The organism is Oceanobacillus oncorhynchi, from assembly GCF_000821065.1.
Taxonomy (GTDB): domain Bacteria; phylum Bacillota; class Bacilli; order Bacillales; family Amphibacillaceae; genus Oceanobacillus; species Oceanobacillus oncorhynchi.
Genome location: NZ_CDGG01000001.1, coordinates 4154813 through 4179501 on the forward strand (window position 1 = coordinate 4154813; position 24689 = coordinate 4179501).

Sequence of the window (24689 nt, forward strand, 5' to 3'; positions counted from 1 at the left end):
TTCTTTTTTTGTTGTCCGGTAAGGTTTATTCTTTTATTTTTATTTTATGGTAAAAAGGTTGAAAAGGTTCCTCCTTCCGCCGTGTAATAAAATTGAATCGCCCCATCCTCATCCGTGCGGTACGCTTGAATTCCATTATTTTCTAATATGTCCAATACTTCTTCATTTGGATGATTATAACGGTTATTTCTCCCGGCTGAAATTAAAGCGAAACGCGGCTGAACCGCTTCTATAAATGCTTCTCCTGTAGATGTTTTACTGCCATGGTGTGCCACCTTTAAAATATCGACTTGCAGTGCAGGATAATCATGTATTATTTTTTCTTCAATCTTCTTGCTGATGTCTCCAGTAAACAGCCATTTCAAGCCAAAATTTGTATATAGAACAATCGAATTGTTATTTGAATTTCCCGTATCTATATCCGGCGCCAATACCTGAAAGGAAATAGCATCATGAAAGTTCAGTACATCCCCTGATCCAATCTGCGTTATATTTAATGATGGCTGAATTGCTTGGAACTCTTCTAATAGCACTGGATCAAAATAGGCGCTTACCATTAATTCCTTTACGTTTACCTCTTCTAAAATAAAACGGACACTCCCAAAGTGATCGACATCGTCATGTGTAACAATAATCGCATCCAGTTCTTTAATCCCCCGCTGATGAAAATAAGCACGAATAATATTTTTATACACTCCTCTGGTCGGTTCCATATCTTCAAAATGAAAAGCAGAGCCAGCATCGATCATAACAACTGCTTCTCTTCTTGCTGCTTCCACTAAAATAGCATCCCCCTGCCCCATATCAAACATGGTCACAATACCTTCCTCCTGAAAATACGGCTTGGCTGCCGTCATTAAAACTGGAAGGATTAAAAGAACCCCTGCAATCCAAGCTGCTTTTTCCTGTCTTCGCTCTAAAAACTTCATAAACAAGAAAAAACAAGCAAAATAAAACATGACGCTGAAGATGGATAACTGATCTAGATACATAGGCGGAACGAATGTATTATCGACCCATTCAATAGCTCCCAGAACCCTTTCATGAATAAATGTAAAAGGCTTATCCAATATGACGAGCATACTATCTGGTAAAAAATGAACAACTGCAAAAACGTACATAAGCGGGATGACGAAGAAGGTAAAATAAGGAATAACTGTCAGATTCATCAGAATAGACAACGGATGAAAGATATTGAAATAATAAATCTGGAGCGGAAGAATTGCCATTTGAGCAATAAAACTCACTTGAAAGAACTTCCAAACAGGTGATTTTGACTTGCTGATCCATTCCTGAGACAGAAGTATGGAAAAGGTTGCTGCGAAGGAAAACTGAAATCCGATATGGTAAATGATATAAGGATCCCAAAGAATAAACACCATAAAGATAATACACAGCAAATCGGAATACGGCAGTTTCCATCGAAACTTTTGAAATAGAAGGAGTCCAACCATCATTGAAGCAGCACGGAGAACAGGGGGATTCGCTCCAGCCAATATGGCGTAAAGCGGCAGAAACAGGATTAAAAACAGCTGTGTTTTCTCTTTCGTCAGCAGGTTTCCTTTCACTAAAATCAAATATAAAATAGCAATGACCAAGGTGACATGGGTGCCTGAGATAGCAATAATATGCGAGAGACCAAACCGCTGAAATAACTCTGTAACAGGCTCTCCCATTGCTGAGGTGTCTCCAAAAACGATAGCATTAATCCACGGGGCAGTATAATCACTCCAAGTACCCTCCATTTCATTCAGCAGCTCTGTCCTCACCTTATAAAGTAATGGAAGGATGCCTTTTTCAGCGGCACAGTTAATTTGATTAAAATCCTCTAAAACAGCCTGATGGGTAATTTGTTTTTGCAGTAAAAATTGACGGAAATCAAATTGTGCGGGATTTGTACTGGAAGGGGGAATTTCAACTGTTTGCTGAATGGTGCAGGTGGAGCCGTGAAATAAAGCATGCTCAAGAGGAATTTCACGAAAATCTTCATCCTTTTCAGGAAAATACGTAACTAAAAGTTTAGAGGAGTTTTGTAGAGGTTGGAGGGTGAATTGGATTTGTTTGGAGCTAAGCTTTACTTCTCCTTCGATTTTCCCGGTAATTTCTGCATCTATCGAGCTTTCTTCATAGACGGTCTGGGGAATAATCGGAATAATAGATAGAAAGGTGATAAAGCTGAACACTGTAACCAGCCAAACGGTGACATTCATTTTTTTCAGAAGCTTGAGCCAAATGAGCCAGAGTATAAAAAGAAGGAGCAGCCATTTCATATCCAATAAATGATATAAAATGGCTGACACGGCGGCAATTGCAGGAAAATGCCAATATCCCCTCACTGCTTTCTCTCTTCATTAAAAAACAGCCGCTCTGCATCGGCTTTTATTGTCTCTGTTTCATCCGGCGTCAAATTGGATGCATCCAATTTTTCCATCAGCGCATGTATAAAAGCAGTCTTTTCTTCAAACTTTGTATCCACTACAGCATCAACCAACGGTACTTTTTGTGTCTGCACGCCAGCCTCTTCAAATAACTGGACTGCATAAGGGTGATTCTTGTAATCTTCTGCATAAAATAAATTTTTAATACCGCTTTGAATCAGCTGTTTTGTGCATTGCAGACAGGGAAAATGGGTAACATATACATCAGCGCCGTCTGTCGGCACTCCGAATTTCGCACATTGCAGCAGTGCGTTTGCTTCCGCGTGAACCGTCCGTACACAATGTCCATCAATGACGTAGCAGCCCTCATCGATACAATGTACATCCCCAGAAACGCTTCCATTATAACCTCCGGCAATAATACGTTTATCCCGGACAATCGTAGCGCCTACCATTAAGCGGGTACACGTACTTCTTAAAGCTAGTAGATGACTCTGCGCCATAAAATATTGATCCCAAGCAATTCTCTCCATGATGATCCCCTCTTTCCCTTATTTTCTACGGCACTTGGATATGCTCGATCAGCGTCTCCAGTGTTTTTTCTCCAATACCAGAAATCTCTAATAAATCCTCTGGTGTTTGAAACAATCCATGATTATCACGATGGGCAATAATCGCTTCCGCTTTAGCAGGTCCGATACCAGGAAGCTGGGTCAGCTCCTCACTGGAAGCCGTATTTATTTTTATCTTATTGTTATTTGTCTGCTCCCCCGCAGGAGCATTCACTGCAGGTTCTTCTTGGCCGACAGCAGGTATCAAGACAACCATCTCATCCTGAACAACCTGTGCTAAATTCACTTGTAGAATATCTGCATTTTCGGTAAACCCGTCAGCTCGGTCAATAATATCCCTGATCCGGTCACCTTGTTCCATTTCATATACTCCCGGCTGCATCACTTCTCCTTTTACATCGACCACTGCTGTTCGTGCTTGTTGTTCTGCCGGAGTTTCCTCAGTAAGCGGGGCTTCTGTTGGTTCTTCCAAATCTGAAGATATTAATGAGGCGGATAACGGGCTGGACGGTTCTTCTTTGCTGATAAATATAAAAAAAATAATAACAGCTGCAATCACAATAAAAATATAACTATTTTTCTTTAACCAATACAAAAGGTATTACCTCCTTCTTTGTCAAAATAGTACCCTCTTACTTAGTATTTCGACAAAGAAAGATAATCTCCTTTTCCTCAGAAAATAGATTAAAATACACTTTTGCAGCTTATTTTTCAGCCAAAAAGAAAATCCTTTCTGATTGTTCATCCCAATTATCTGCTTCTAATGAAAAATCAGCATAGATATGGATTTTCTTAAAACCGATATTTTTTAAAATATTTTTATATACTTCTATCGGAAATGTCCGTTGATGATGTTCTTCTTGAAAACGAATAAAGCGGTCTTCTTCTTCTTGATGGAAAAAGGTAACATGGTGGTACATTTCTCCTTTTTCCTCTCCCGGGATACACTCCCAGATATAAGCCGCCTCCTCCATTACATCGGAAAATGTCTGGCCGATATAGATATCCTCTACAGTGTGCATGGAATGGACATCAAAGAAAAATATCCCGTCTGGTTCTAACAACTGATAAACATTCTTAAAAGCTTGCTCTACAGCTTGAAGGTCTGTTACATAATTTATTACATCACAGCAGCTGATTGCCATGTCATAACGCTGCTCCACACCATCCAGCTTTGTCATATCTGCTTCTAACCAGCTGATACCATCTGCAGGTTCTAGATCCTTTTGCGCTTCATGCAGCATGTCCCCGGACTGGTCTACCCCCGTCATTGTATATCCTCCGGCAGCTAATTTCCGGGTAATGACTCCGGTACCACAGCCTAAATCAATAATTGACTGCACTGGTCTTTCTGTCTGAGCTATCATTTGCTGAATAATAACCACCCAATCATCATATGGGACATTATCCATCAGCCGATTATAGACCGCAGCCATTTTTCGATACACCATTTTCCTTACCCTTCCTGCGTAATATTCAGCGCAATACGGTCCGCATCGCCCCATAATTTTTCTAAATTATAATAATATCTTTCATCCTTATGGAAAACATGACAAACGATATCACCGACATCAACAAGAACCCATCGCGCTTCTTCAAAGCCTTCCATTCTTTTAATGTCTTTTCCATTTTCTTCTGCAGTTTCTTTGATTGCCCGGGCAATTGCTTGTACCTGCCGTTCATTGCTTCCGTGGCAAATCACGAAATAATCAGCGACTAAAGATACTTCGTTCATATCTAAGGCAACAATATTTTCTGCTCTTTTATCATCGCAGGCTTCTGCAACTACTTGTATTAATTCTTTATTATTCATTTTTTTATTCCTCCAAAAATGTGTTGATTTAAGTCGTTATAAGCATGAATGCTGTCAGGATATACAGTGTTGTCCCTTTCCATCAAGAAACGAACCGTATTCTTTGCTGCCTGGTAACATGCTTTTGTTAAATCTGTCTTAGCTGTCTCTCTCACTTCCTCTACCCCGGGGAAATTTCTGAACGGCTCAATATAGTCAGCGATAAAGATAATTTTATCCAGCTTTGTCATATCCGCTCTTCCCGTTGTATGGAAGTAAATAGCATCTTTTATCTCTTGATCCGTAATTGCATAATTTTCTTCTATCCGGACCGATGCAACTGGTCCATGCCATAATTCATGATGAAATGAAAGAAGCAAATCCGGAAGTTCGCTGCTCGTTTTAATGGTTTGCTTCATTTCCTCTAAGGAATCACATTTACAGTAATCATGAAATAAGGCAGCGATAGTAGCATTTTCTACGGATTCATGAAAGTTTACAGCAAGCTCTGCTGCTGTATCAGTTACTCTCAACGTATGCTCATATCTTCCTTTCGTCAGTCTTTCCTTCAAATCTGCCTTCAGGTTATCTATATTCATAAATCTGATTCTCCTTAATATAATTCATCACACCATCAGGAAGCAAATAACGAACTCTCTCCCCTTTTTCTAATCGATTTCTGATAAAGGTAGAGGAAATATCCAAAGGATGTATCTCCAAGCGTTCCACAGGATAAGGCGTATCTAATGTATATCCCGGTCTCGATACACCTATAAAACGAACCATATGAACTAGTTCCTCTACCCGATTCCATTTTGGCAGATAGTCTACCATATCCCCGCCGATAATAAAGCTGAAATCAGCCTCAGGAAAGTCCGCCGTCAGTTCCTTTATCGTGTCATAAGTGTATGATTTCCCTTCTCTTTCAAGCTCTAGCGCGTTTACTTGAAAATAAGGATTATCCTTGATTGCCAAATGAAGCATCCGCAAGCGATGGGATGCATCCAAAACGACGGTATCTTTATGAGGTGGTGTCCGCGTCGGAATGAACCATATCTCATCCAATTGCTTTCGGATTCTTACTTCTTCAGCAATCCATAAATGTCCTATATGCGGCGGATTAAATGTTCCGCCTAAAATTCCAATCTTTTTCAAAGACTCACCTTCTGAAATTATTAATATGCTTTCAAACATGAAGCGTCATTTGGATTACTCGTCCCATTATGACCGCTGGCGGTTTTATGAACAGCCTCTGTTTATGGTAATTTAATTTCTTTATGGTCCGTTGACTCTTTATACAAAATAATCGTATTGCCGATGATTTGTACCACTTCTGCTTCCGTGCCGGCAGAAATCTGTTCAGCAACAACATGTTTATCCTCTACACAATTTTGAAGAATACTGACCTTTATCAATTCTCTCTTCTCTAATGCTTCGCTGATTTGTGTGACCATATTTTCATTTACCCCATCTTTCCCAACCTGGAAAATAGGCTTAATATGGTGCGATTCACTTCGTAAAAATTGCTTTTGTTTATTGGTTAACATCTGCTTTATCCCCTTTTATCTTGGTTATCATCTCTTCATCCATTCCAGTGACGTCGACATTTTTGTTGGTCCAGATTTCAAATGCCTTCTGTGCTTGATAAAGCAGCATCGTATGTCCATAATGAATCCGGCCGCCTTTTTCCGCTGCCTGCTTTAAAAACTGTGTCACAAGCGGCTGATATACAATATCACTGACAATCGTGCCTGCTTTTAAATTAGACAGGTCTACGATTTGCTTTGCTTCCTCCATCCCAACAGAGCTGGTTTGAATAATAACATCATATGCTGCAATGTTTTTCTCAGCCTCTGCCAGCGTGATAACAGAAGCACTGGTTCCTTTTATAATATCTTCACATTTTGACTTCGTCCGGTTGGCAAGCGTCAAATTCGTATAGCCTGCCTGAATCAGTCCATGGAAAATACCTCGTGCAGCTCCGCCGGCACCGAGTATTAAAATAGGAACATCTATATTCCTGTCCATATCAGGAAACTTATCGCGCAATGCCTGCACATAGCCAATTCCGTCCGTATTATACCCGACCCATTCATTTCCTTCCAAAGAAACGGTATTGACTGCCCCCACGCGTTCCGCAGTAATATCAATTCTATCCAGATAAGGAATAATTGTTTGCTTATAAGGAACCGTAATATTAAATCCATTCACTTCTTCTTCTCTCAACTTCTTCATTTCCTCACCAAAAATTTCCTTACTTGCTATTTCATGCAATCTATAAGAACCTTCCAGACCGGAACGCTCTAAAAAGGAAGTCTGAATCCAAGGTGATAAGGAATGCTTGATGGGATAACCGATTAATTTCAATTTTAAACTCAACGGTACGCCTCCTGTCTCTCTTCTCTCTATGATAAATAGTTGGATCCGATATTATTTTTGTGTTCTCTCAGAAGTTTACCTGCTTACTGCTGGCCGGATAAAAGGGATTTTCTGGTGGTTACGGAAACCCCTTTGGGACTGTGGGCTGCTACCGTAGCCCCCTCGCCCTGCACACTGATCCAGCCTAATCCCGGAAAAACAATATCTACTTTTCCTTTTTCTATTTTAAAGCTGTGTGCCGTAAGCGGCGGGAAGTTCTCCAACTGTTCTTTATACGGCGGAGACAACAGCTCCCCGGCATGCTTCTCGTATAATTCATCCGAATTCTCCAGTTTTGTACGGTGAATCGTTAAGTCATTCGAGAAGTAACATACAAACGATTGTTTCTCTCCTTTAATAAAGTCCATCCTTACTAAGCCGCCAATGTATAGGGTCTGCTGTTCCTGCAATTGATAAACCCTGGCCTTAATTTCTTTTTTGGGTGTAATCATTTTTAATTCTTTTTCAGAAACATAATGTGCCATCTGCTGTTTATTAACGATTCCCGGTGTATCTACTAAAAATGAATCTTCATCTAATGGTATTTCGATAAATCCTAATGTAGTTCCCGGGAAGTAAGACGTCGTAATGGCCTCTTCTTCTCCTGTTGACTCTTTAATTAAACGGTTGATAAATGTTGATTTCCCGACATTCGTGACACCAACAATAAATACATCCTTGCCAGACCGATGCGCTTCTATTTTTTCCTTCAGCTCATCTATTCCTTTTCCTTTTACAGAAGAAATCAATACAACATCCTTTATTTTGATTCCCAGCTGGCTCGCTTCATGACGCAGCCACTGTTTTAACTTATTTTCATTTGTCGATTTTGGCAATAAATCCAGCTTATTGCCAACTAAAATAATCGGGTTGTCCCCCGTGATTCTTGGCAAATTACTTAATAGCGTACCATCTACATCAAATACATCGATGATATGCACTATCAATCCATTTCTATCACGTATGGAACTGACCATTTTCAAAAAGTCTTCATCCGTTATCGACACATCCTGAATTTCATTATAATGCTTCAAACGAAAACATCTTTTACATAAAATAACGTCTTTCTCTAATGCACTGACTGGCGCATATCCTGCTTCATTCGGATGCTCTGTCTGAATAATACTTCCGCACCCTTGACAAATATGTTGCTCCAACCTTATTCCTCCTTATAACGCTTATCCTTGTTCTTAATTCTTTTTAAAATAATTCTTTCCATAAAACGGTTAATCTTTGTTATTTTTCCGTCTGTCTGCACTACAGGAATGACCAGTACAGTATAGAATCCGGCCATATTGCCTCCGAGGACATCCGTCATCACCTGGTCACCGACGACTAAAATTTCTTCTTTTTTTAAATCCATTTGCTTTGCAACAGTCTTAAAAGCTCTGCTCAAAGGTTTTCTGGCACTAAAAACAAAGGGAGTTCCAAGCGGCTCCGAAAAAACGGTGACACGTTCTTGATTATTATTTGATATGATGGTTACTTTTATATCATTTTCTTCCATTGTTTTAAACCATGTAATCACATCAGGGGTTGCATCTTTCACATCCCATGCAACAAGCGTATTATCCAAATCCGTGATAATCCCCTTGATTCCCTTTTCTTTTAATTTCTCTGGTTTCAAGTCAAAAATTTGATCAATTTGCTCATCCGGCAAAAATTTAGAAAACATATACACACCTCAAGATTTCCAATAAATTAACATATTTGTTCCTTGCATACTATAGTGCTTTACTTATACAAACATTGTTATTTAACTTAATCCGCATATACAAGATAAAGAAATTCTATCATCATTAGGCGAAAGGAATCCCAACCTCAAGCCAGGCTAACCCCGCAACGTCCAGGGGTTGCGATTACTCGTCCCATCGAAAACATTTGGGACTGCGATTACTCGTCCCATCGAAAACATTTGTACGTCGGAATGCACAGAGTGAAGCCAAGCAGGTAGGAACTGAATCGTCTTTTTCCACATTTGCGAACATAAGTTTGCATGGTATAATATTTTTGAAAGATGTTCTTTGAAAACTAAACCAATAAAAGGTTGTGGCGAGAATCGTTGCTTTGTCACATAAAATGTTCAAGCCAAACATTTCAGCCAAGGCACATAAAGTGAAACTTTATTCAGGGGGTTCTTTCCCCCTGGATATTAGTTGAACGAATCGGGCCGATACTGGCTGTTGGATCTCCTACTTAGAATTTTGAGTTCTCACCATTCTTAAAGTTGGATTCTTACAAAAGCCCTTCGATGGGACGAGTAATCGCAGTCCCAGCCAGTTACACTGCTACAAACGTGTGAACCTCAAGCAGGCTGAAATGTAATCCCAAAGGCAGGTCCAATGGGATAGCGGGGTTGGATGTTTTCAGCACATCAATGTGTCAACTCCACTGGGGCTTAATCGTCATTTGTAAAGTCGATACCCCAGAAACCCCCACTTCAAATTTCAGATGAAATTAAGTGGCGGGAGTATTCATGCTACATCACATTATACCTAATCCTACTACAACTGACTAGCGTTTCAAAGAATTATTGCCTCCATTAGGAATGTTCGCCTAATCGACAGCGATTTCCAATTTTTTCTTTTGTTGATCGGAAACTATGCAGCCTGATCCCTAAAAATACATCTATCTCTAGAAAATCGTTCGACAAATTCTGATATTTTTCGATTTTGTGGATAACTTTATCAACATAAAAATGTTTTAATAACAACAGTAAGCAGGGTTACCCACCTTCTTATACACAACTTATATACAACTATATGTAGATAAGTTATAGCTTGTTAACACAAGATACACGTGTTAAATTATTATTAACTTAATAGAAATGCTGACACTTGAGGAGGTTGTATTGTGGAAACATTATCGGACGAACTATTACTTGAATCATATTATAAAGCAATATCATTAAACTTAAGTCCTGATTTTCTTTCTTTGTTTGAGGAAGAAATCCATAAAAGATCTCTATCTCATAAAATTAAAGAATCTGTATAATTTTGTCTTGTTTCCCAAACTTCAATTTAAAAATTGAAGTTTTTTTTCGTTTTTTCCCTTGTTTCTTCCTATTTAAAATACAAGCTTTCCATCCTGATCATCACATTCTTTTTGTATGCATCCATCTTCTGAATAGGTTATAATCAAATGTAGCACTCTAACTTTGTGCAAAAAAACCGTAAAGAGATGGAGAACAAATAGAAAGCATGGTATTCCCCCTTCATTATCACACCGAATAACCTTTATGTGCTCTGTAAAAAGAAAGCTTCCACCCCTATTTCTTATTCATAATAGGCAGGCTTTTTGTTTTCAACATTAGAAATGAACTTGAACACTTTTAACTGAAGGAATATTTAAAGTATTTTATTTTGCTCTACAGTTAAAAGGAATTCGCTATTTTTGTAAAAGGAGGAATTACTTTTGACGTTACTACACTGGGCTGTTTTATCACCGTTTATCGCAGCCATACTTATTCCATTCTTGTATAAGTATTTAAAGAGAATACATACTGGCTGGTTTGTTTTGATTCTGCCTCTGGTACTATTCATTTATTTTCTATCTTTTATACCTAGAACATCATCTGGCGAAGCAATTTTAAATAATTTGGACTGGGTTCCTTCCCTCGGAATAAACTTCAACGTATATGTTGACGGTCTAAGTCTGCTCTTCGCATTATTGATTACAGGAATCGGAGCACTCGTTGTTCTCTACTCTATTTACTATTTGTCGAAACGAAAAGAAAAGTTAAACAATTTCTATGTCTATCTTTTAATGTTTATGGGTGCTATGTTAGGAGTCGTTCTTTCCGATAACTTAATTGTTATTTATGTTTTCTGGGAAGTAACAAGTATCGCTTCTTCATTATTAATCAGTTACTGGTATACGAGAGAAAAATCTATTTATGGTGCTCAAAAATCAATGTATATCACCGTTTTCGGCGGATTATCCATGCTCGCTGGTTTTTCTTTACTTTACGTTATTGCCGGCACATTCAGTATCAGGGAGCTGATAGCAAATGCGGACATTGTGATGGCGAGCGGATTATTTATCCCGGCAATGATTCTGGTTTTACTAGGCGCATTTACCAAGTCGGCTCAATTTCCATTCCACATCTGGCTTCCAGATGCAATGGAAGCGCCGACACCCGTCAGTGCTTATCTTCACTCTGCAACTATGGTAAAAGCAGGAATTTATCTTGTTGCCAGATTGACCGGGGTATTCGGAGGTGCACCAGAATGGTTCTGGATTATTACCATTGCCGGATTAGTTACCTTAACATGGGGCTCTATTTCAGCAGTACGGCAAAAGGATCTAAAAGGAATTCTGGCCTTTTCCACCATAAGTCAGCTCGGTTTAATCATGAGTTTACTTGGGACAGGCTCTGCTGCGTTCTATTTTCAGGATGGGGACAATGCGTTATACATGACCGCCATCTTAGCAGCGGTATTTCATCTGGTTAACCATGCAACCTTTAAAGGAAGTCTGTTTATGGCAGCCGGAATCGTTGACCATGAGACAGGTACAAGAGATATCCGTAAACTGGGCGGTTTAATGACCATTATGCCTATTACAGCAACCATTTCTCTTATTGGACTGGCTTCGATGGCAGGATTGCCTCCATTTAATGGTTTTTTAAGTAAAGAGATGTTTTTGACAGGGATGCTGAATGTGACGGAATACGGTATTTTCCATTTAGAAACATTTGGATTTATCATTCCGATTATTGCTTGGATTGCCAGCGTATTTACCTTCTTATATTGTATCCTGATGTTTTCAAAGACGTTTATGGGTAAATTCGATAGCAGTAAGCTAAAAGTACAACACGTGCATGAGGCTCCGATCGGTATGCTGATTAGCCCTATCATACTCGCTGTTCTTGTTGTTGTATTCGGGCTTTTCCCTAATCTGTTAGCGTACTCCATTATCGAGCCTGCTATGGCTGCTATCGCACCCGGCATTCTTTCTCCAGGAGAGTTTTTTGATGTACACATCACTCACTGGCATGGCTTTTTAGCACCAGAGTTATGGATGACAATCGGTGTGGTAGTATTGGGTGTCATCTTATTTATGACCTTTAAAAAATGGGAAAATACCGCATTCTACCGCGGGGAACGTGATTTGTTCAACTACGCCTATGATTATGGATATGACGGCTTAGTAAAAGGGTCTCAATGGCTAACACGTATCCAGATGACAGGCAGGTTAAGAGATTACTTCATCTATATGTGTACATTTATCATATTGATAATGGCCTATACGATGTACCGTTATAATTTACCGGCGATCCAATCGCTTGATTTATCACCGGTGCCAATTTACGTATGGTTTGTCATTGCAGTATTTATCGGGTCTGTTATTGTTATTCCGTTTATTAATAATCGGGTAGCATTAATTATTGCAACAAGTGTCAGCGGCTTTATCGTAGCTCTATTGTTTGTTCTGTTCCGAGCTCCGGATTTAGCATTGACGCAGCTGCTTATCGAAACCGTATCCGTTATTTTGTTTATGCTTGTCTTTTATCACTTGCCGAAATTGAAGAAGGTAAAAACACCTCCAAAATTGAAGGCTGTTAAATTAATCATTTCCATTGGATTTGGGCTGATAATTACACTTGGTTCCCTGTCTGCATTTTCATTGGGACAAGAGGCAAATTATTCTTCGATTTCCGAGTACTATACTGAAAATGCCAAGGAAGAAGCTGGAGGATATAACATCGTAAATGTTATCCTGGTGGATTTCCGTGGTCTTGATACCATGCTGGAAGTGCTTGTTGTCGCTTTAGCGGTATTAACCGTTGTCAGTTTAATACGATTACGTTTTAAAGGAAGTGAGGACGTATGATGAAAAAACCAAATAATATGATGCTGCAGACATTGACCAGACTCATTATTTTGATTGTCCTCTCCTTCTCTATCTATTTACTGCTCGCAGGTCATAACAGCCCTGGCGGAGGATTTATTGGAGGTCTAATGACTGCAAGTGCCATTCTTATTTTGTACCTCTCATTTGGCTTAAATTCCATTAAGAAGGTCATTCGATTAGATTATATAAAAATAATCGGCATCGGGTTACTTTTTGCCAGTGTAACAGGTGTGGTCTCTATGGTTTTTGGTTTTCCTTATCTAAAACAATTCTTTGACTATTTTAGACTGCCAATCCTGGGAGAGGTTGAATTGACCACCGCACTGCCTTTTGATTTAGGTGTTTACTTTGTTGTACTGGCCAGTGCACTTGCAATTATTCTGACGATTGCGGAGGATGATAAATAATGGAACTATTAATGTCAATTGTCATAGGAATTGTTTTTAGCGTAACGATTTATCTGTTTATGTCTAAAGACCTGCTCCGCGTTGTTGCAGCTACATTATTACTTTCTCACGCCGTGCATCTTTTATTATTAACGATGTCCGGTCTGCAGCGCGGCGCTGCTCCTGTTTTAAGTTTTGATGCAGAAGCATATACAGATCCGCTGCCTCAGGCGCTGGTACTGACAGCCATCGTTATCGCTTTTGCTGTTACTGCTTTATTGTTAGTTATGTCTTATCGGACATATAAAGTGCATAAAACAGACGATTTAGAAGAATTAAGGGGTTCTGCTGATGAGTAATGTAATTATTCTGCCGGTTATTATACCTTTCATAATCGGCGCTATACTTATACTTTTATACAAACGACACACGATACAGCGTGTGATAAGCGGAATTACAATGCTTGCTTTACTGGCACTTTCCGTTTATTTAGCAATTTATGTATACCAGCACGGAACGCTTGTATTGGAAGTCGGCGACTGGGAGGCACCTTTTGGAATTGTTATCGTTGCAGATTTACTTTCAACACTGATGCTGCTTTTATCTACTTTAGTAGGTACCGTTTGTCTGTTCTTTGCTTTCCAGACAATCGCCAGAGACCGTGAAAAGCAGTTTTTCTACCCGCTTTATCTTTTCTTAATGATTGGGGTCAACGGTTCTTTTTTAACAGGCGATTTATTTAATCTATTTGTGTTCTTTGAAGTAATGTTGATTGCCTCTTATGGATTGATTGTTCATGGAGGGACAGGCTATCAGTTAAGAGAGTCCTTTAAGTATGTAATTATCAACATTTTTGCATCCGCCCTCTTTATTGTAGGGATAGCATGGATTTATTCTATTACCGGAACAATGAATATGGCGCATATCGCCCAGCGTGTTTCGGAATTAGACCAGACTGGCGCACTCAATATAGTAGCTATTATGCTGTTTATTGTTTTTGCTTCTAAAGGAGCCTTATTCCCGCTTTATTTTTGGCTTCCGAAGTCCTATTACGGTCCTCCTGCTGCTATAGCAGCCTTATTTGGGGGTCTGTTGACCAAAGTAGGTATTTATGCGATTATCCGTACATTTACTGTAATTTTCAATCATGATACAGGCTTTACGCACAAAGGATTAATTGTTACGGTTGCCGGTTTTACCATGTTATTCGGAGTTCTTGGAGCTGTATCGCAATTTGATTTCAAGCGTATTCTCTCCTATCATATTATCAGCCAGGTCGGCTATATGGTGATGGGTCTTGGTATCTTCACTCCTTTAGCTGTTGCCGGTGCCATTTACTATATTGCGCATCACATGATTGTAAAAACAGCACTTTTCTTATTTGCTGGAGCAACACAGAAAATTACGGGAACAACTGATTTAAAGAAAATGGGCGGATTGATTGGAACCCATCCTTGGCTTGCCTGGCTGTTCTTTATCACTGCCATTTCCTTAGCAGGTATTCCGCCGTTAAGCGGGTTCTTTAGTAAGTTCCCGATAATATTAGCGGGCTTTGAGGAACAACAGTATGTCATTTCTGCGGTAGCGCTCCTGGTTGGGCTTCTGACCTTATTTTCTATGATGAAAATTTTCAGTTACGCTTTTTGGGGCAAGCAGAAGCATACAGCGGCACAAGCAAAGATTCCCGTAGGAAAACTGTTACTGCCGATCTTACCGCTTGTTGCACTTACCATTATTTTAGGATTTGCAGCGGAACCAATTTTCACCTATTCGATGGAAGTTGCAGAAGATATTATGAATCCTACAAATTATATTGAATCTGTGCTGAAGGAGTAGTTGCTATGCCTTTTCAAATATTAATAAACGTTTTGCTCGCGATACTCTGGATGTTTTTACAAAATGAGTATACATTCGTAAGTTTTCTTTGCGGTTATTTCATTGGGATTTTAATTTTAATTGTTATACGACGTTTCTTAAAGTTTGATTTTTATTTAAAAAAAGTCTGGGCGATTATGAAATTAATTTATTTGTTTATGATTGAATTAATCAAAGCAAATATTGATGTTGTAAAAGTAGTGCTTAATCCGAAGCAAGATCATCAGCCTGGAATTGTTGCTGTCAGAACACGTTTAGAATCAGACTTTGAAATCTCTATCCTGGCAGCATTGATCACCTTGACTCCTGGAACGATTTCCATGGATTTCTCAGATGACAGCAAAACCATTTATGTACATTCAATCGATGTGCCAGATAAAGAAGTTATGATCAAGGATATCCAGGACTCTTTTGAAAAAGCAATCATGGAGGTGACGAAATAATGTTTGATACAATTTTGATTGTTGCATTGAGTGCACTTTCCGTCGCCCTCGTTTTATTGTTTATCCGTGTTATGATTGGTCCGTCTACACAGGATAGAATTCTGGCGTTGGATGCTATTGGTGTTCTGCTTGTCGGTTTTATCGGGATACTGATGATTTTACAAGACACATCCGTGTTCTCTGACATTGTTCTCGTACTTACTATTTTGGGTTTTGTCGGGACCTTGACCCTTTCAAAATTCCTGGAAAGAGGTGTTGTCATTGACCGCGATGATTGAAACAATTGTAACTGTCTTTGTTGTCATTGGTGTATTTTTTGCCGTAGTGAGCGCCATCGGTATACTCCGGCTAAAGGATGTCTACAGTCGTGCACATGCTTCCGGTAAAAGTGCGACGTTAGGTGTTATTTTTATTATGCTGGCTGTATTTATCCACTTTTTAACCCAGGGCGAAATGAACGCAAAAATATTATTAGCTATTCTGTTCTTATTCCTGACAGCTCCGGTAGCCAGTCTGATGGTTACAAGATCAGCTTACCGGAATGGAGTAAAACTCGATAAAAATACAATAACCGATGATTTAAAAGAAATGTACGATACAGATCAAAACCAATCAAATTAAATGAAATAAAAGCTCCGATTTCTCCTGTTATCAAGAGAAATTGGAGCTTTTTATATAGATCGTTCCCTTATAAAAATCCCGAATTGGCGAGGAAAATAAAATTATTTTCTCCTTTTTAGCTTTTCCATTCTGTATGGACAGACACGTTTTTCTTCTTCCACACATAAGAATAGGCTATAGGCAATTACCTAGAAGGTTGAAAGATGCTTACTCTTGGAGGTGATGGGATTTGTCCATGATATTATCTGCACTTGGACTGTTTATTAAAGAAGCTTTATTTTTCGTCTCGTATGTCAAGAACCAGTCTTTCCCCCAGCCACTATCCCCTAAGGAAGAAGCAAAATACATCCAATTGATGCAGGAAGGAGATGAAGAAGCCAGAAACAAACTGATTGAACATAATCTCCGTCTCGTAGCCCATCTGGTTAAGAAATTTGAAAATACCGGAGAGGATATGGAAGATTTAATTTCTATCGGCACCATCGGCTTAATCAAAGGAGTCGAAAGCTTTTCTACAGGAAAAGGTACCAAACTGGCCACCTATGCCGCCCGCTGTGTGGAAAATGAAATACTGATGCATTTAAGAGCACTTAAGAAAGTCAAAAAAGACGTCTCCCTGCATGATCCAATTGGGCAAGATAAAGAAGGAAATGAAATCAGCTTAATTGATATATTAGAAGCTGAAAATGAAAATGTAATTGAGTATATCCAATTAAATATGGAAATTTCAAAGATTGAACAGTATTTTTCTATTTTAGACAGCCGCGAACGGGAAGTAATTGTGTATCGTTACGGATTAAATGATCAGGATGAAATGACTCAACGTGAAATTGCAAAGAAGTTAAACATCTCCAGAAGCTATGTTTCCCGGATTGAAAAAAGAGCGTTGATGAAGGTATTTCATGAGTATTACCGGAATGAGCATCCTTCCTTGTGATTGTGTGATTAAAAAGAATCCAATTTATATTTAATGAAATATGTTGGCTGGTAAGTAAACAAAATGAAGTGAAGCCTTAAGCCTCTCTTGTTGATTAAGTTCAAAGAGAGGCTTATTCGTGTATCACGTATAATCCTAACCTGTTCCCCATATCAAAAAGAGAGAAGCTCAACCAAGCTCCTCTCCTCACATCTCTATTCTTTTTCAATTTCCACATTCTTCGATGGAGAGAATGTAGAAATAGCGTGTTTAAAAATAAGCTGCTGCTTGCCGTCTGTTTCCAACAGCACCGTAAAGTTATCAAACGCTTTGACCGTCCCTCTTAATTGAAAGCCATTGGTTAAAAAAACAGTGACAAAAACATGATTTTTTCGCAATTGATTTAAATATTGATCTTGAATATTAACGGATTGAGCCATAAAATAAGTTCCTCCTCTTTTCTATCTATACATCTTTATTCGATTTATGATTCTAAAAATCCTGCTAAATCATTTAAAATTAATTTCATTTGTTGTGCAGCTTCCTTCTCCGTGAGCTGATACCAATTTACATCCAGCTTATTCCGGAACCATGTAAGCTGTCTTTTCGCATATTTGCGTGAGTTTTGTTTAATCGCGTTGACAGCTTCTGCTTGTGATAAGCGGTTGTCTAGATAAGCTGCTATCTCCTTATAGCCGATCGCGTGCATCGACTGGCAGTTTTTATAGCCATTTGCAATAAGAAACTTGACTTCCTCCATTAATCCAGCTTCTATCATATTATCCACGCGGCGGTTAATCCGTTCATATAATATAGCCCGGTCCATATCTAATCCGATAATATATGGATCATAAGGGGATTCTGGCTGCTGCTCTTTCTGATACTCCGACATTGTCAGTCCGGTCAGCTCATAGACCTCTAAGGCGCGGACAAGACGCCTGTGATTATTCGGATGAACTTTTTTGGCCTGCTCCGGGTCAACCTGCTTCAGACGCTCATACAGGCTATCCGGACCTTCTGCTTCGATCTGCTGAAATAGCTTTTTCGTTAACTTCTCGTCGCGGCGCTGGTCGGAAAAATGGTAATCAAACAGTACAGATTGAATATACAGGCCGCTCCCGCCAACAATGATTGGAAGGTTGCCCCGTTCGTGGATTGCTTCAATATGATATTTCACGTGCTCCTGAAAATCGGCAACAGAAAATGGCTGTTCCGGCTTAATAATATCAATCATATGATGAGGGATGCCTTCCGTTTCCTCCGGTGTTACCTTAGCTGTACCGATATCCATCCCCTTATATACCTGTGTGGAATCTCCGCTGATAATTTCCCCCCGGAACTTTTTTGCAGCAGCAATTCCTAATGCTGTCTTTCCGACTGCTGTTGGTCCTACGATAGAAACTACTTTTTTCTTCATTTATTTATTCCTCAACTTCATTATTTTTTTGCTTCTATTCTACATAATACGCTTAAACATCTTTTCTAATTCATAGGTAGAGAAATGAACAATAATCGGCCTTCCATGCGGGCATGTAAAAGGATCGGTGGTACTTCGTAAGTCTTCGAGCAGCTGGAACATTTCCTCGCTGGTTAAATAATGATTTGCTTTGATCGACCGTTTACAAGACATTAATATCGCTGCTTCTTCCCGTATTTTTTCTACATTCACTGTTGATTCCTGAATAAACTGCTCCACCATTTCCCGGATAATTTCTTCCTCCAGGCCAGCCGGAAACCAGGTTGGATGAGAACGTATAACATAGGTCTGGTGACCAAACGGTTCAAAAAATAATCCGGCTTTTTCTAGCGTATCCTTTGCTTCTTCAATAAAGATAGCCTCTTTTTTAGAAAAATCAAAGGTCAGCGGTATTAAAAGCTCCTGTGACTCATTGATTGGTTTGCCGAGCTTTTGCTTAAAAAATTCATATTTTACCCGCTCCTGTGCAGCATGCTGATCCACCATATACAGGCCATTTTCATTTTGTGCCATAATATAGGTTCCCTGCAGCTGCCCGATTGGATACATCATTGGGACCCGAGGCTGAACCTGCTCGGATGCTTTTTCTATCGGAGGAACGGGAGCGTCCATTATAAGCTCCTCAGAGACGTTTCCTTCTGGGGCAGGTGCTGATTCCTGTTCGCGCCTTTGAACTTCAATATGGGTGTTCTCTTCACGAAGAAAGGCGGGGTCTTCCTCCTGATACCGATTGTCTTCTCTGATAACAGCATCAGATGGTTTTTCCGCTTCTATTTTTTTCTCTTTCTCCTGAAATGGAGAAGCAGGCTCTGTTTCAAATTGAAACGTATGCTGTTCTGATTTTTGCTTCGGCTCCGGCTTTTTCGTTACTTCCGGGATAAGTGTCATTTTCCGAAAATGAGCCTGGATCATATCTTTGACTGCTGCATACAGCTCTTTTTCTTTACTGAACCGGACTTCCAGCTTGGCAGGGTGGACATTCACATCCACCAGAATCGAATCCATTTCAATAGAAAGAACAACAATTGGAGAACGGCCGATCGGCAGCAGCGTATGATATCCTTCAATAATTGCTTTATTCAGGGCAATGTTGCGGACAAATCGGCCATTAATAATCGTTGACATATAGTTTCTGGATGCTCTTGTCACCTCCGGCTTCGCAATATAGCCGGTAATCGTAAAATCCAGCGTCTTATGTTCAACTGGGGACATTTGCTTGGCCACACTCATTCCATACACTTGCGAAATGACCTGCAGCATGTCATCATTGCCTGAAGTTTTTAGGAGCCCTTTGCCATTATGCGTTGCTTCAAACCGAATTTCCGGATGCGCTAATGCCATCCGGTTCAAAACATCTGATATATGTCCCAGCTCAGTATGAAGGCTTTTCATATATTTCAACCGTGCCGGTGTATTATAGAATAAATCACTGACAACAATCTCCGTACCTTGGCGGGCATCGCTCTTGCCTCTTTTGACAACTTCTCCGCCTTCTAATTCAAGCGATACTCCGGCAACGTCTCCTTGGGAGGTCTGGATAGACAGTCTGCTGACAGAAGCTATACTTGCCAGTGCCTCTCCACGGAATCCAAGTGTGGTCACATGGAACAAATCGGTTTCTGTGCTTATTTTACTGGTCGCATGCGGCAAAAAAGCCTTCTCCACATCCTCTGCAGCAATACCAGCCCCATTATCGACAATGCGTATTTCCGATAATCCGGCTTCGTGTACATCGATGCGTATCCAGGTGGCACCTGCATCGATACTATTTTCAATGATTTCCTTAACTACCGAAGCAGGACGTTCTACCACCTCTCCTGCTGCGATTTTATTTGCCAGACTATCCGGCATTTGTTGAATTGGCATATTATCACCTTCCTCTAAATGCGTGTTACTTTAATTTCTTCTGCAGGCGATATAATTCATTCATAGCTTCTAACGGGTTCATCTCTAATATATTTAAGCTTTTGAGCTCCTCTAAGGCTGCATTGTCTTTATTAGTTAACTTCGCTGGCTTATGTTCTTTACTGTTTTCCTCTGCAAAAAAGGATAATTGAGCTGATTCGGCCTCTTCTGGTTCAAGAGAAGGAGCTTCCTCTTTCTGCGCTTCTTTGGAATCATTATTTTCAAAGCTTTCCAGAATAACAGAAGCACGATTGATTAACTCATCCGGCAAATCGGCCAATTTAGCAACATGGATACCATAGCTCTGGTCTGCTGCTCCTTCTTTGATTTGATGAAGAAAAACAACATTTCCTTCATGCTCTTCCGCACGGACATGAATGTTTTTTAAATGCTCTAAGGAATCCTCCAGTGCTGTCAGCTCATGATAATGCGTGGAGAAAAGGGTTTTGGCGTGAATATGGTTATGGATATACTCTACAATCGCCTGAGCCAAGGCCATGCCATCGTACGTACTTGTTCCACGTCCTATTTCATCTAATAAAATCAGACTGTTGGCGGTAGCATTTTGAATCGCATGCCTGGCTTCCAGCATCTCTACCATAAAGGTACTCTGTCCAGAAACTAGATCATCCGCTGCACCGATCCGTGTAAAAATTTGATCAAAAACAGGCAAGATTCCTGATTCAGCCGGTATAAAGCAGCCAGTCTGTCCCATGATAGCGATTAATGCTACTTGACGCATATAGGTACTTTTACCAGACATATTCGGGCCGGTAATAAGCAGCATCTGGTTGTCAGCATCCAGCTGTACATCATTTGGTACAAAGGTTCCGGTCTTCATCACCTGCTCGACAACGGGGTGCCGTCCTCCCTCTACAGAGAAGACACCTTCCTGGAAAGCCGGACGTTTATAATTATTTTCTTCACTGATTGTCGCAAAGCCCTGCAATACATCTATTTCACTGATAATTTGCGCAAGCTGCTGAATTAACGGAATATCCTGCTTTATCTGCTCTCTGATTTTAATAAATAAATCATACTCCAGCTCTACGCTTTTTTCATCTGCTTCTAAGATAAGTGTTTCTTTTTCTTTCAGCTCCGGTGTGATAAAGCGTTCTGCATTGGTAAGCGTCTGCTTCCGTTCATAGCGGTCATCTTGTAATAAAGGCAGGTTAGGTCTCGTCACTTCAATATAATAGCCAAACACACGGTTATATCCTATTTTCAGCGACTTGATTCCAGTTACTTCCCGCTCTTTTTTCTCCAGGGATGCAATCCATTGTTTTCCGTTTTTAGACGCATCGCGGTATTTATCTAATTCTTCATGATAGCCTTCTTTTATCAAAGCCCCTTCTTTAATAGAAAGCGGCGGTTCTTCGACTAAGCTGTTTTCCAGCACTTCAACAATAGTATCAGGATAAATCAGGGCATCTGCCAGCTCGCTCACTTCAGGAACATGAAGCGCATTGAGCGTCTCTTTTATCGCCGGAATATTTTGCAGGGATTGCTTTAATTGGATTAAGTCTCTTGCATTGACATTCCCAAATGCAATTCTTCCGGATAAGCGCTCTAAGTCATATACCGACTTTAAGCTTTCCCGCAGGTTTTCCCGTTCCATAAAAGCATTCAGAAAGGTCTCGACGACTTCTAACCGCTGATTTATTTTAACTTGATTTAACAGCGGCCGCTCCAGCCATTTTTTCAGCATTCTTGCGCCCATTGCGGTTACCGTTTTGTCCAAAACCCATAATAAGCTGCCGTGCTTTGATTTTTTCATAATCGACTCTGTCAGCTCTAAATTGCGTTTGGAATACATATCCAGGCTCATATATTGCTTGAGCTCAATCACTTCTGCCGGCTGCAGATGATCTAAGGAACGCTTCTGTGTGTTCTGGATATAATTCAATAATCTGCTGAAGGCCTCCATCAGACGTTCATCATTTAAATTCTCACTCAGCTCACGAAATTCCGCATTAAAATTCACTTCATCCTGATAGGATAATGTAACCTGCAGCCGCTCCTTGAGCTGCGCTTGCAATTCTTCCGGCAAAGAAGAGGAAATCACGATTTCCTTTACCGGCTGATGATAAAATTCATGAATCACACTGTCCCAGCCATCCTGCATTAAAGCCAGGCGGCTCTCTCCAGTTGATAAGTCATTATACGCAATGACAAAGGAACCATCTCCAAAATGAGACAGGCTGCCGATATAATTGTTTTCACCTTCCACAAGCATATTACTTTCCATCACCGTACCCGGGGTGATCATTTGGACAACCTCCCGTTTGACCACGCCCTTCGCTGTCTTCGGATCCTCAACTTGCTCACAGATGGCTACCTTGTACCCTTTATCGATTAATACCTTGATATAATTTTCTGCAGAATGATAAGGAACACCGCACATCGGAATCGGATCATTGCCCCCGGCCCGCTTCGTTAAGGTAATTTCTAATTCCTGCGCAGCCTTTGTAGCATCCTCATAAAATAACTCATAAAAATCTCCAAGCCGATAAAATAAAAAAGCATCCTTATATTGCGACTTAATGTCTATGTATTGCTGCATCATTGGTGTTAATTTTGTCATGAAATAGTTCCTCCAGCTTGCTAAATTATCTATTTTTTTCACGTATCTTTAAATGGAATCGAACTCCATTATAGCATAATCTCCCCGATTCTTGTCCCATCCTGTTCTTAGAAAAACGAAACATTCACTAAAAAAGAAAGGAATGCTTCGTTTTTATCATTTCCTTAGGGTGTAAAAGAAAACGAGAGTATGGCTACCCTCGTTTCATGTTAATCTTTGTGTTTGTGATGGATAAAGTCCGGTCTGATATCCTCTGCCTCATCATCAGTCATTTCATAGTCCCACATAAAATCATCTTCTTCGTCATCGCTCTTCCAGTTAGGTTTTACTTTTACACAGATTTTGGTTTCGCCAATAATTTGAACGACAAATTCACGTTCAATATCGACGGTAATACTGCCGCCCTTATCTGAAATCATGCACTCTAAACAATTAGGCTGCTGAAGTACCTTTGCGATAATATCGTATTCATCATTGATACAATTATCGTCCTTAACAGATAACGGAACTACATCTGTGTATTCCACCCTTTCTGTGATAACCTCTGTTTTCGTATTATCATTGTAAGAATACCATACATTAATATCATAACTGCCACTGATAATGACAGTATCCTCAGACTTCTTCTTCGCGTGGTATAAATGATTGATCACCCAGCACCCAAGAATACTTGTCGGACGATGGCTTGGAGTTATTGTATGGGTATCTTTTGTGAATTTTCTGCCTTTACCACATACTGCTTTCGTAATGATTTCTCTATATTCTTTATCAAGAAAAGTCATGATATATTTTACCTCCTCTTTTTTCATAGTCATTTTATGCACGGCAAATACCTAAAGTGCATAACTATTGCCAAGAAAAAAGAAAAGCAGGCGCGAAGGAGAGCTTGAAAGGTTTTTATTTTGAAAAAATGGGCTATCATCGGATGCCCAAAAATTGCTTATTGACAACTTGAAACACGCTGCGAGGTAACAAAAAGCCGGACAGCTCACTGCCCGGCTTCGTCTGTTTATTTATTTTATTAAACAATCCTCAGTTTAGTGCGCACAGCTGGAACTATTCTGTGTTTGGGAGCCGGTTTCGCCTTTAAGCACATCGCCGCCTGTTGATTCAATAATATCATTTGTAACCGTACGGGAGATTGTTTTGGAAACCAGCTGTAAAACATCATTGACCACGATTTGTGTCTCTTTAAATTCCTGAACTACCGGAATTTCATCAATTTCATTTTGCAATCTGTCAATTTCCTGCTCGATACGCTGTAAAGCTTCCTTCTTATCATATGCTTGAAAATTAACTGCCTGTTTTTGCAGCGTCTTAATTTTCTTAATCAAGCTTTGGACTTTTTTATTTTCATTTAATTTAGCTTCTACTTGCTTAAAACGCTCGATTTCTTCTGTGTTCGATAGCATTGCCGCTAACTTTCTGGCTTCATCAAGTACTTCTTTACGTTCATACATCGCCAT

At 39.8% G+C, this 24689-nt stretch carries 26 protein-coding genes; 9 read left to right on the top strand and 17 right to left on the bottom strand.

Going from position 1 to position 24689, the window contains the following annotated elements:
• Window positions 1-44 precede the first annotated feature (44 nt).
• The 11 genes from BN997_RS19895 to BN997_RS19945 all read right to left on the bottom strand — a co-directional run bounded on the left by BN997_RS19895 (window position 45) and on the right by BN997_RS19945 (window position 8835).
• Window positions 45-2336, bottom strand: coding sequence for a DNA internalization-related competence protein ComEC/Rec2 (locus BN997_RS19895; protein WP_042534860.1), 2292 nt, complete (start codon window positions 2334-2336; stop codon window positions 45-47).
• The gene (locus BN997_RS19900; RefSeq protein ID WP_042534861.1) at window positions 2333-2911 is read right to left on the bottom strand and encodes a ComE operon protein 2; all 579 of its coding nucleotides are present in this window, start codon (window positions 2909-2911) and stop codon (window positions 2333-2335) included. Before BN997_RS19900 ends, BN997_RS19895 begins: the two co-directional genes overlap by 4 nt.
• A 25-nt stretch (window positions 2912-2936) precedes the next feature.
• The gene (locus tag BN997_RS19905; protein WP_042534862.1) at window positions 2937-3545 is read right to left on the bottom strand and encodes a helix-hairpin-helix domain-containing protein; all 609 of its coding nucleotides are present in this window, start codon (window positions 3543-3545) and stop codon (window positions 2937-2939) included.
• A gap of 109 nt (window positions 3546-3654) precedes the next feature.
• Window positions 3655-4401, bottom strand: a complete 747-nt coding sequence (locus BN997_RS19910; protein WP_042534864.1) for a class I SAM-dependent DNA methyltransferase — start codon at window positions 4399-4401, stop codon at window positions 3655-3657.
• A 5-nt stretch (window positions 4402-4406) separates the two neighbouring features.
• A complete protein-coding gene (gene rsfS, locus BN997_RS19915) occupies window positions 4407-4763 on the bottom strand; it encodes a ribosome silencing factor (protein WP_042534866.1) in 357 nt (118 codons plus the stop codon).
• Window positions 4760-5341 carry a bis(5'-nucleosyl)-tetraphosphatase (symmetrical) YqeK gene (yqeK, locus tag BN997_RS19920; RefSeq protein ID WP_042534868.1) on the bottom strand — a complete coding sequence of 194 codons (582 nt, stop codon included), beginning with the start codon at window positions 5339-5341 and terminating at the stop codon, window positions 4760-4762. Before yqeK ends, rsfS begins: the two co-directional genes overlap by 4 nt.
• Window positions 5328-5897 (bottom strand): nicotinate-nucleotide adenylyltransferase, encoded by a 570-nt coding sequence (locus BN997_RS19925; RefSeq protein WP_042534870.1) that lies wholly within the window; start codon window positions 5895-5897, stop codon window positions 5328-5330. The genes yqeK and BN997_RS19925 overlap by 14 nt, the downstream gene beginning before the upstream one ends.
• A 101-nt stretch (window positions 5898-5998) precedes the next feature.
• Entirely contained in the window at window positions 5999-6289 is a 291-nt protein-coding gene (yhbY, locus tag BN997_RS19930; protein ID WP_042534873.1) for a ribosome assembly RNA-binding protein YhbY, read from the bottom strand.
• A complete protein-coding gene (aroE, locus tag BN997_RS19935) occupies window positions 6276-7121 on the bottom strand; it encodes a shikimate dehydrogenase (protein ID WP_042534875.1) in 846 nt (281 codons plus the stop codon). Before aroE ends, yhbY begins: the two co-directional genes overlap by 14 nt.
• Before the next feature lie 83 nt (window positions 7122-7204).
• Window positions 7205-8317 (bottom strand): ribosome biogenesis GTPase YqeH, encoded by a 1113-nt coding sequence (yqeH, locus tag BN997_RS19940; protein WP_042534877.1) that lies wholly within the window; start codon window positions 8315-8317, stop codon window positions 7205-7207.
• A gap of 2 nt (window positions 8318-8319) precedes the next feature.
• Window positions 8320-8835, bottom strand: a complete 516-nt coding sequence (locus BN997_RS19945; protein WP_042534879.1) for a YqeG family HAD IIIA-type phosphatase — start codon at window positions 8833-8835, stop codon at window positions 8320-8322.
• A gap of 1178 nt (window positions 8836-10013) precedes the next feature.
• On the opposite strand from BN997_RS19945, the gene BN997_RS19950 reads away from it, so the two are divergent.
• The 9 genes from BN997_RS19950 (at window position 10014) to sigK (ending at window position 17278) form a co-directional block, all read left to right on the top strand.
• Window positions 10014-10154, top strand: coding sequence for a sporulation histidine kinase inhibitor Sda (locus tag BN997_RS19950; protein WP_042534881.1), 141 nt, complete (start codon window positions 10014-10016; stop codon window positions 10152-10154).
• A gap of 420 nt (window positions 10155-10574) precedes the next feature.
• Window positions 10575-12995: a Na+/H+ antiporter subunit A gene (locus BN997_RS19955; protein ID WP_042534883.1), complete on the top strand. Its 2421-nt coding sequence runs from the start codon at window positions 10575-10577 to the stop codon at window positions 12993-12995.
• Window positions 12995-13423 carry a Na(+)/H(+) antiporter subunit B gene (locus BN997_RS19960; RefSeq protein WP_042536329.1) on the top strand — a complete coding sequence of 143 codons (429 nt, stop codon included), beginning with the start codon at window positions 12995-12997 and terminating at the stop codon, window positions 13421-13423. Before BN997_RS19955 ends, BN997_RS19960 begins: the two co-directional genes overlap by 1 nt.
• On the top strand, window positions 13423-13761 hold the full coding sequence (locus BN997_RS19965) for a Na(+)/H(+) antiporter subunit C (protein WP_042534885.1): 339 nt from the start codon (window positions 13423-13425) through the stop codon (window positions 13759-13761). The genes BN997_RS19960 and BN997_RS19965 overlap by 1 nt, the downstream gene beginning before the upstream one ends.
• Window positions 13754-15238, top strand: coding sequence for a Na+/H+ antiporter subunit D (locus BN997_RS19970; RefSeq protein ID WP_042534886.1), 1485 nt, complete (start codon window positions 13754-13756; stop codon window positions 15236-15238). Before BN997_RS19965 ends, BN997_RS19970 begins: the two co-directional genes overlap by 8 nt.
• A gap of 5 nt (window positions 15239-15243) precedes the next feature.
• Window positions 15244-15720 carry a Na+/H+ antiporter subunit E gene (locus BN997_RS19975; protein WP_042534888.1) on the top strand — a complete coding sequence of 159 codons (477 nt, stop codon included), beginning with the start codon at window positions 15244-15246 and terminating at the stop codon, window positions 15718-15720.
• Entirely contained in the window at window positions 15720-15998 is a 279-nt protein-coding gene (locus BN997_RS19980; RefSeq protein WP_042534890.1) for a Na(+)/H(+) antiporter subunit F1, read from the top strand. Before BN997_RS19975 ends, BN997_RS19980 begins: the two co-directional genes overlap by 1 nt.
• Entirely contained in the window at window positions 15991-16341 is a 351-nt protein-coding gene (gene mnhG / locus BN997_RS19985; protein ID WP_319022568.1) for a monovalent cation/H(+) antiporter subunit G, read from the top strand. The genes BN997_RS19980 and mnhG overlap by 8 nt, the downstream gene beginning before the upstream one ends.
• A 229-nt stretch (window positions 16342-16570) precedes the next feature.
• The gene (gene sigK, locus BN997_RS19990; protein ID WP_042534895.1) at window positions 16571-17278 is read left to right on the top strand and encodes an RNA polymerase sporulation sigma factor SigK; all 708 of its coding nucleotides are present in this window, start codon (window positions 16571-16573) and stop codon (window positions 17276-17278) included.
• Between the two features lie 194 nt (window positions 17279-17472).
• On the opposite strand, the gene hfq is transcribed toward sigK, so the two are convergent.
• The 6 genes from hfq to BN997_RS20020 all read right to left on the bottom strand — a co-directional run bounded on the left by hfq (window position 17473) and on the right by BN997_RS20020 (window position 24689).
• The gene (hfq, locus tag BN997_RS19995; RefSeq protein ID WP_042534897.1) at window positions 17473-17697 is read right to left on the bottom strand and encodes an RNA chaperone Hfq; all 225 of its coding nucleotides are present in this window, start codon (window positions 17695-17697) and stop codon (window positions 17473-17475) included.
• 44 nt (window positions 17698-17741) lie between these two features.
• Window positions 17742-18674 carry a tRNA (adenosine(37)-N6)-dimethylallyltransferase MiaA gene (gene miaA / locus BN997_RS20000; RefSeq protein ID WP_042534899.1) on the bottom strand — a complete coding sequence of 311 codons (933 nt, stop codon included), beginning with the start codon at window positions 18672-18674 and terminating at the stop codon, window positions 17742-17744.
• A 39-nt stretch (window positions 18675-18713) separates the two neighbouring features.
• Complete coding sequence (gene mutL / locus BN997_RS20005; protein ID WP_042534901.1) at window positions 18714-20600, bottom strand: DNA mismatch repair endonuclease MutL; 1887 nt, start codon at window positions 20598-20600, stop codon at window positions 18714-18716.
• 25 nt (window positions 20601-20625) lie between these two features.
• On the bottom strand, window positions 20626-23223 hold the full coding sequence (mutS, locus tag BN997_RS20010) for a DNA mismatch repair protein MutS (protein WP_042534903.1): 2598 nt from the start codon (window positions 23221-23223) through the stop codon (window positions 20626-20628).
• 209 nt (window positions 23224-23432) lie between these two features.
• Window positions 23433-24005 carry an outer spore coat protein CotE gene (locus BN997_RS20015; RefSeq protein ID WP_042534905.1) on the bottom strand — a complete coding sequence of 191 codons (573 nt, stop codon included), beginning with the start codon at window positions 24003-24005 and terminating at the stop codon, window positions 23433-23435.
• A 255-nt stretch (window positions 24006-24260) separates the two neighbouring features.
• Window positions 24261-24689, bottom strand: a complete 429-nt coding sequence (locus BN997_RS20020; protein WP_042534907.1) for a YlbF/YmcA family competence regulator — start codon at window positions 24687-24689, stop codon at window positions 24261-24263.

Coding starts and splice junctions, on each gene's coding strand:
- yhbY (WP_042534873.1), bottom strand. CDS start 6,289: ATGTTAACCAATAAACAAAAGCAATTTTTACGAAGTGAATCGCACCAT.
- BN997_RS19945 (WP_042534879.1), bottom strand. CDS start 8,835: ATGTTTTCTAAATTTTTGCCGGATGAGCAAATTGATCAAATTTTTGAC.
- BN997_RS19900 (WP_042534861.1), bottom strand. CDS start 2,911: ATGGAGAGAATTGCTTGGGATCAATATTTTATGGCGCAGAGTCATCTA.
- mutL (WP_042534901.1), bottom strand. CDS start 20,600: ATGCCAATTCAACAAATGCCGGATAGTCTGGCAAATAAAATCGCAGCA.
- mnhG (WP_319022568.1), top strand. CDS start 15,991: ATGATTGAAACAATTGTAACTGTCTTTGTTGTCATTGGTGTATTTTTT.
- miaA (WP_042534899.1), bottom strand. CDS start 18,674: ATGAAGAAAAAAGTAGTTTCTATCGTAGGACCAACAGCAGTCGGAAAG.
- BN997_RS20015 (WP_042534905.1), bottom strand. CDS start 24,005: ATGACTTTTCTTGATAAAGAATATAGAGAAATCATTACGAAAGCAGTA.
- hfq (WP_042534897.1), bottom strand. CDS start 17,697: ATGGCTCAATCCGTTAATATTCAAGATCAATATTTAAATCAATTGCGA.
- yqeK (WP_042534868.1), bottom strand. CDS start 5,341: ATGAATATAGATAACCTGAAGGCAGATTTGAAGGAAAGACTGACGAAA.
- BN997_RS19960 (WP_042536329.1), top strand. CDS start 12,995: ATGAAAAAACCAAATAATATGATGCTGCAGACATTGACCAGACTCATT.
- BN997_RS20020 (WP_042534907.1), bottom strand. CDS start 24,689: ATGGCGATGTATGAACGTAAAGAAGTACTTGATGAAGCCAGAAAGTTA.
- BN997_RS19910 (WP_042534864.1), bottom strand. CDS start 4,401: ATGGTGTATCGAAAAATGGCTGCGGTCTATAATCGGCTGATGGATAAT.
- mutS (WP_042534903.1), bottom strand. CDS start 23,223: ATGACAAAATTAACACCAATGATGCAGCAATACATAGACATTAAGTCG.
- BN997_RS19975 (WP_042534888.1), top strand. CDS start 15,244: ATGCCTTTTCAAATATTAATAAACGTTTTGCTCGCGATACTCTGGATG.
- BN997_RS19980 (WP_042534890.1), top strand. CDS start 15,720: ATGTTTGATACAATTTTGATTGTTGCATTGAGTGCACTTTCCGTCGCC.
- BN997_RS19965 (WP_042534885.1), top strand. CDS start 13,423: ATGGAACTATTAATGTCAATTGTCATAGGAATTGTTTTTAGCGTAACG.
- BN997_RS19970 (WP_042534886.1), top strand. CDS start 13,754: ATGAGTAATGTAATTATTCTGCCGGTTATTATACCTTTCATAATCGGC.
- rsfS (WP_042534866.1), bottom strand. CDS start 4,763: ATGAATAATAAAGAATTAATACAAGTAGTTGCAGAAGCCTGCGATGAT.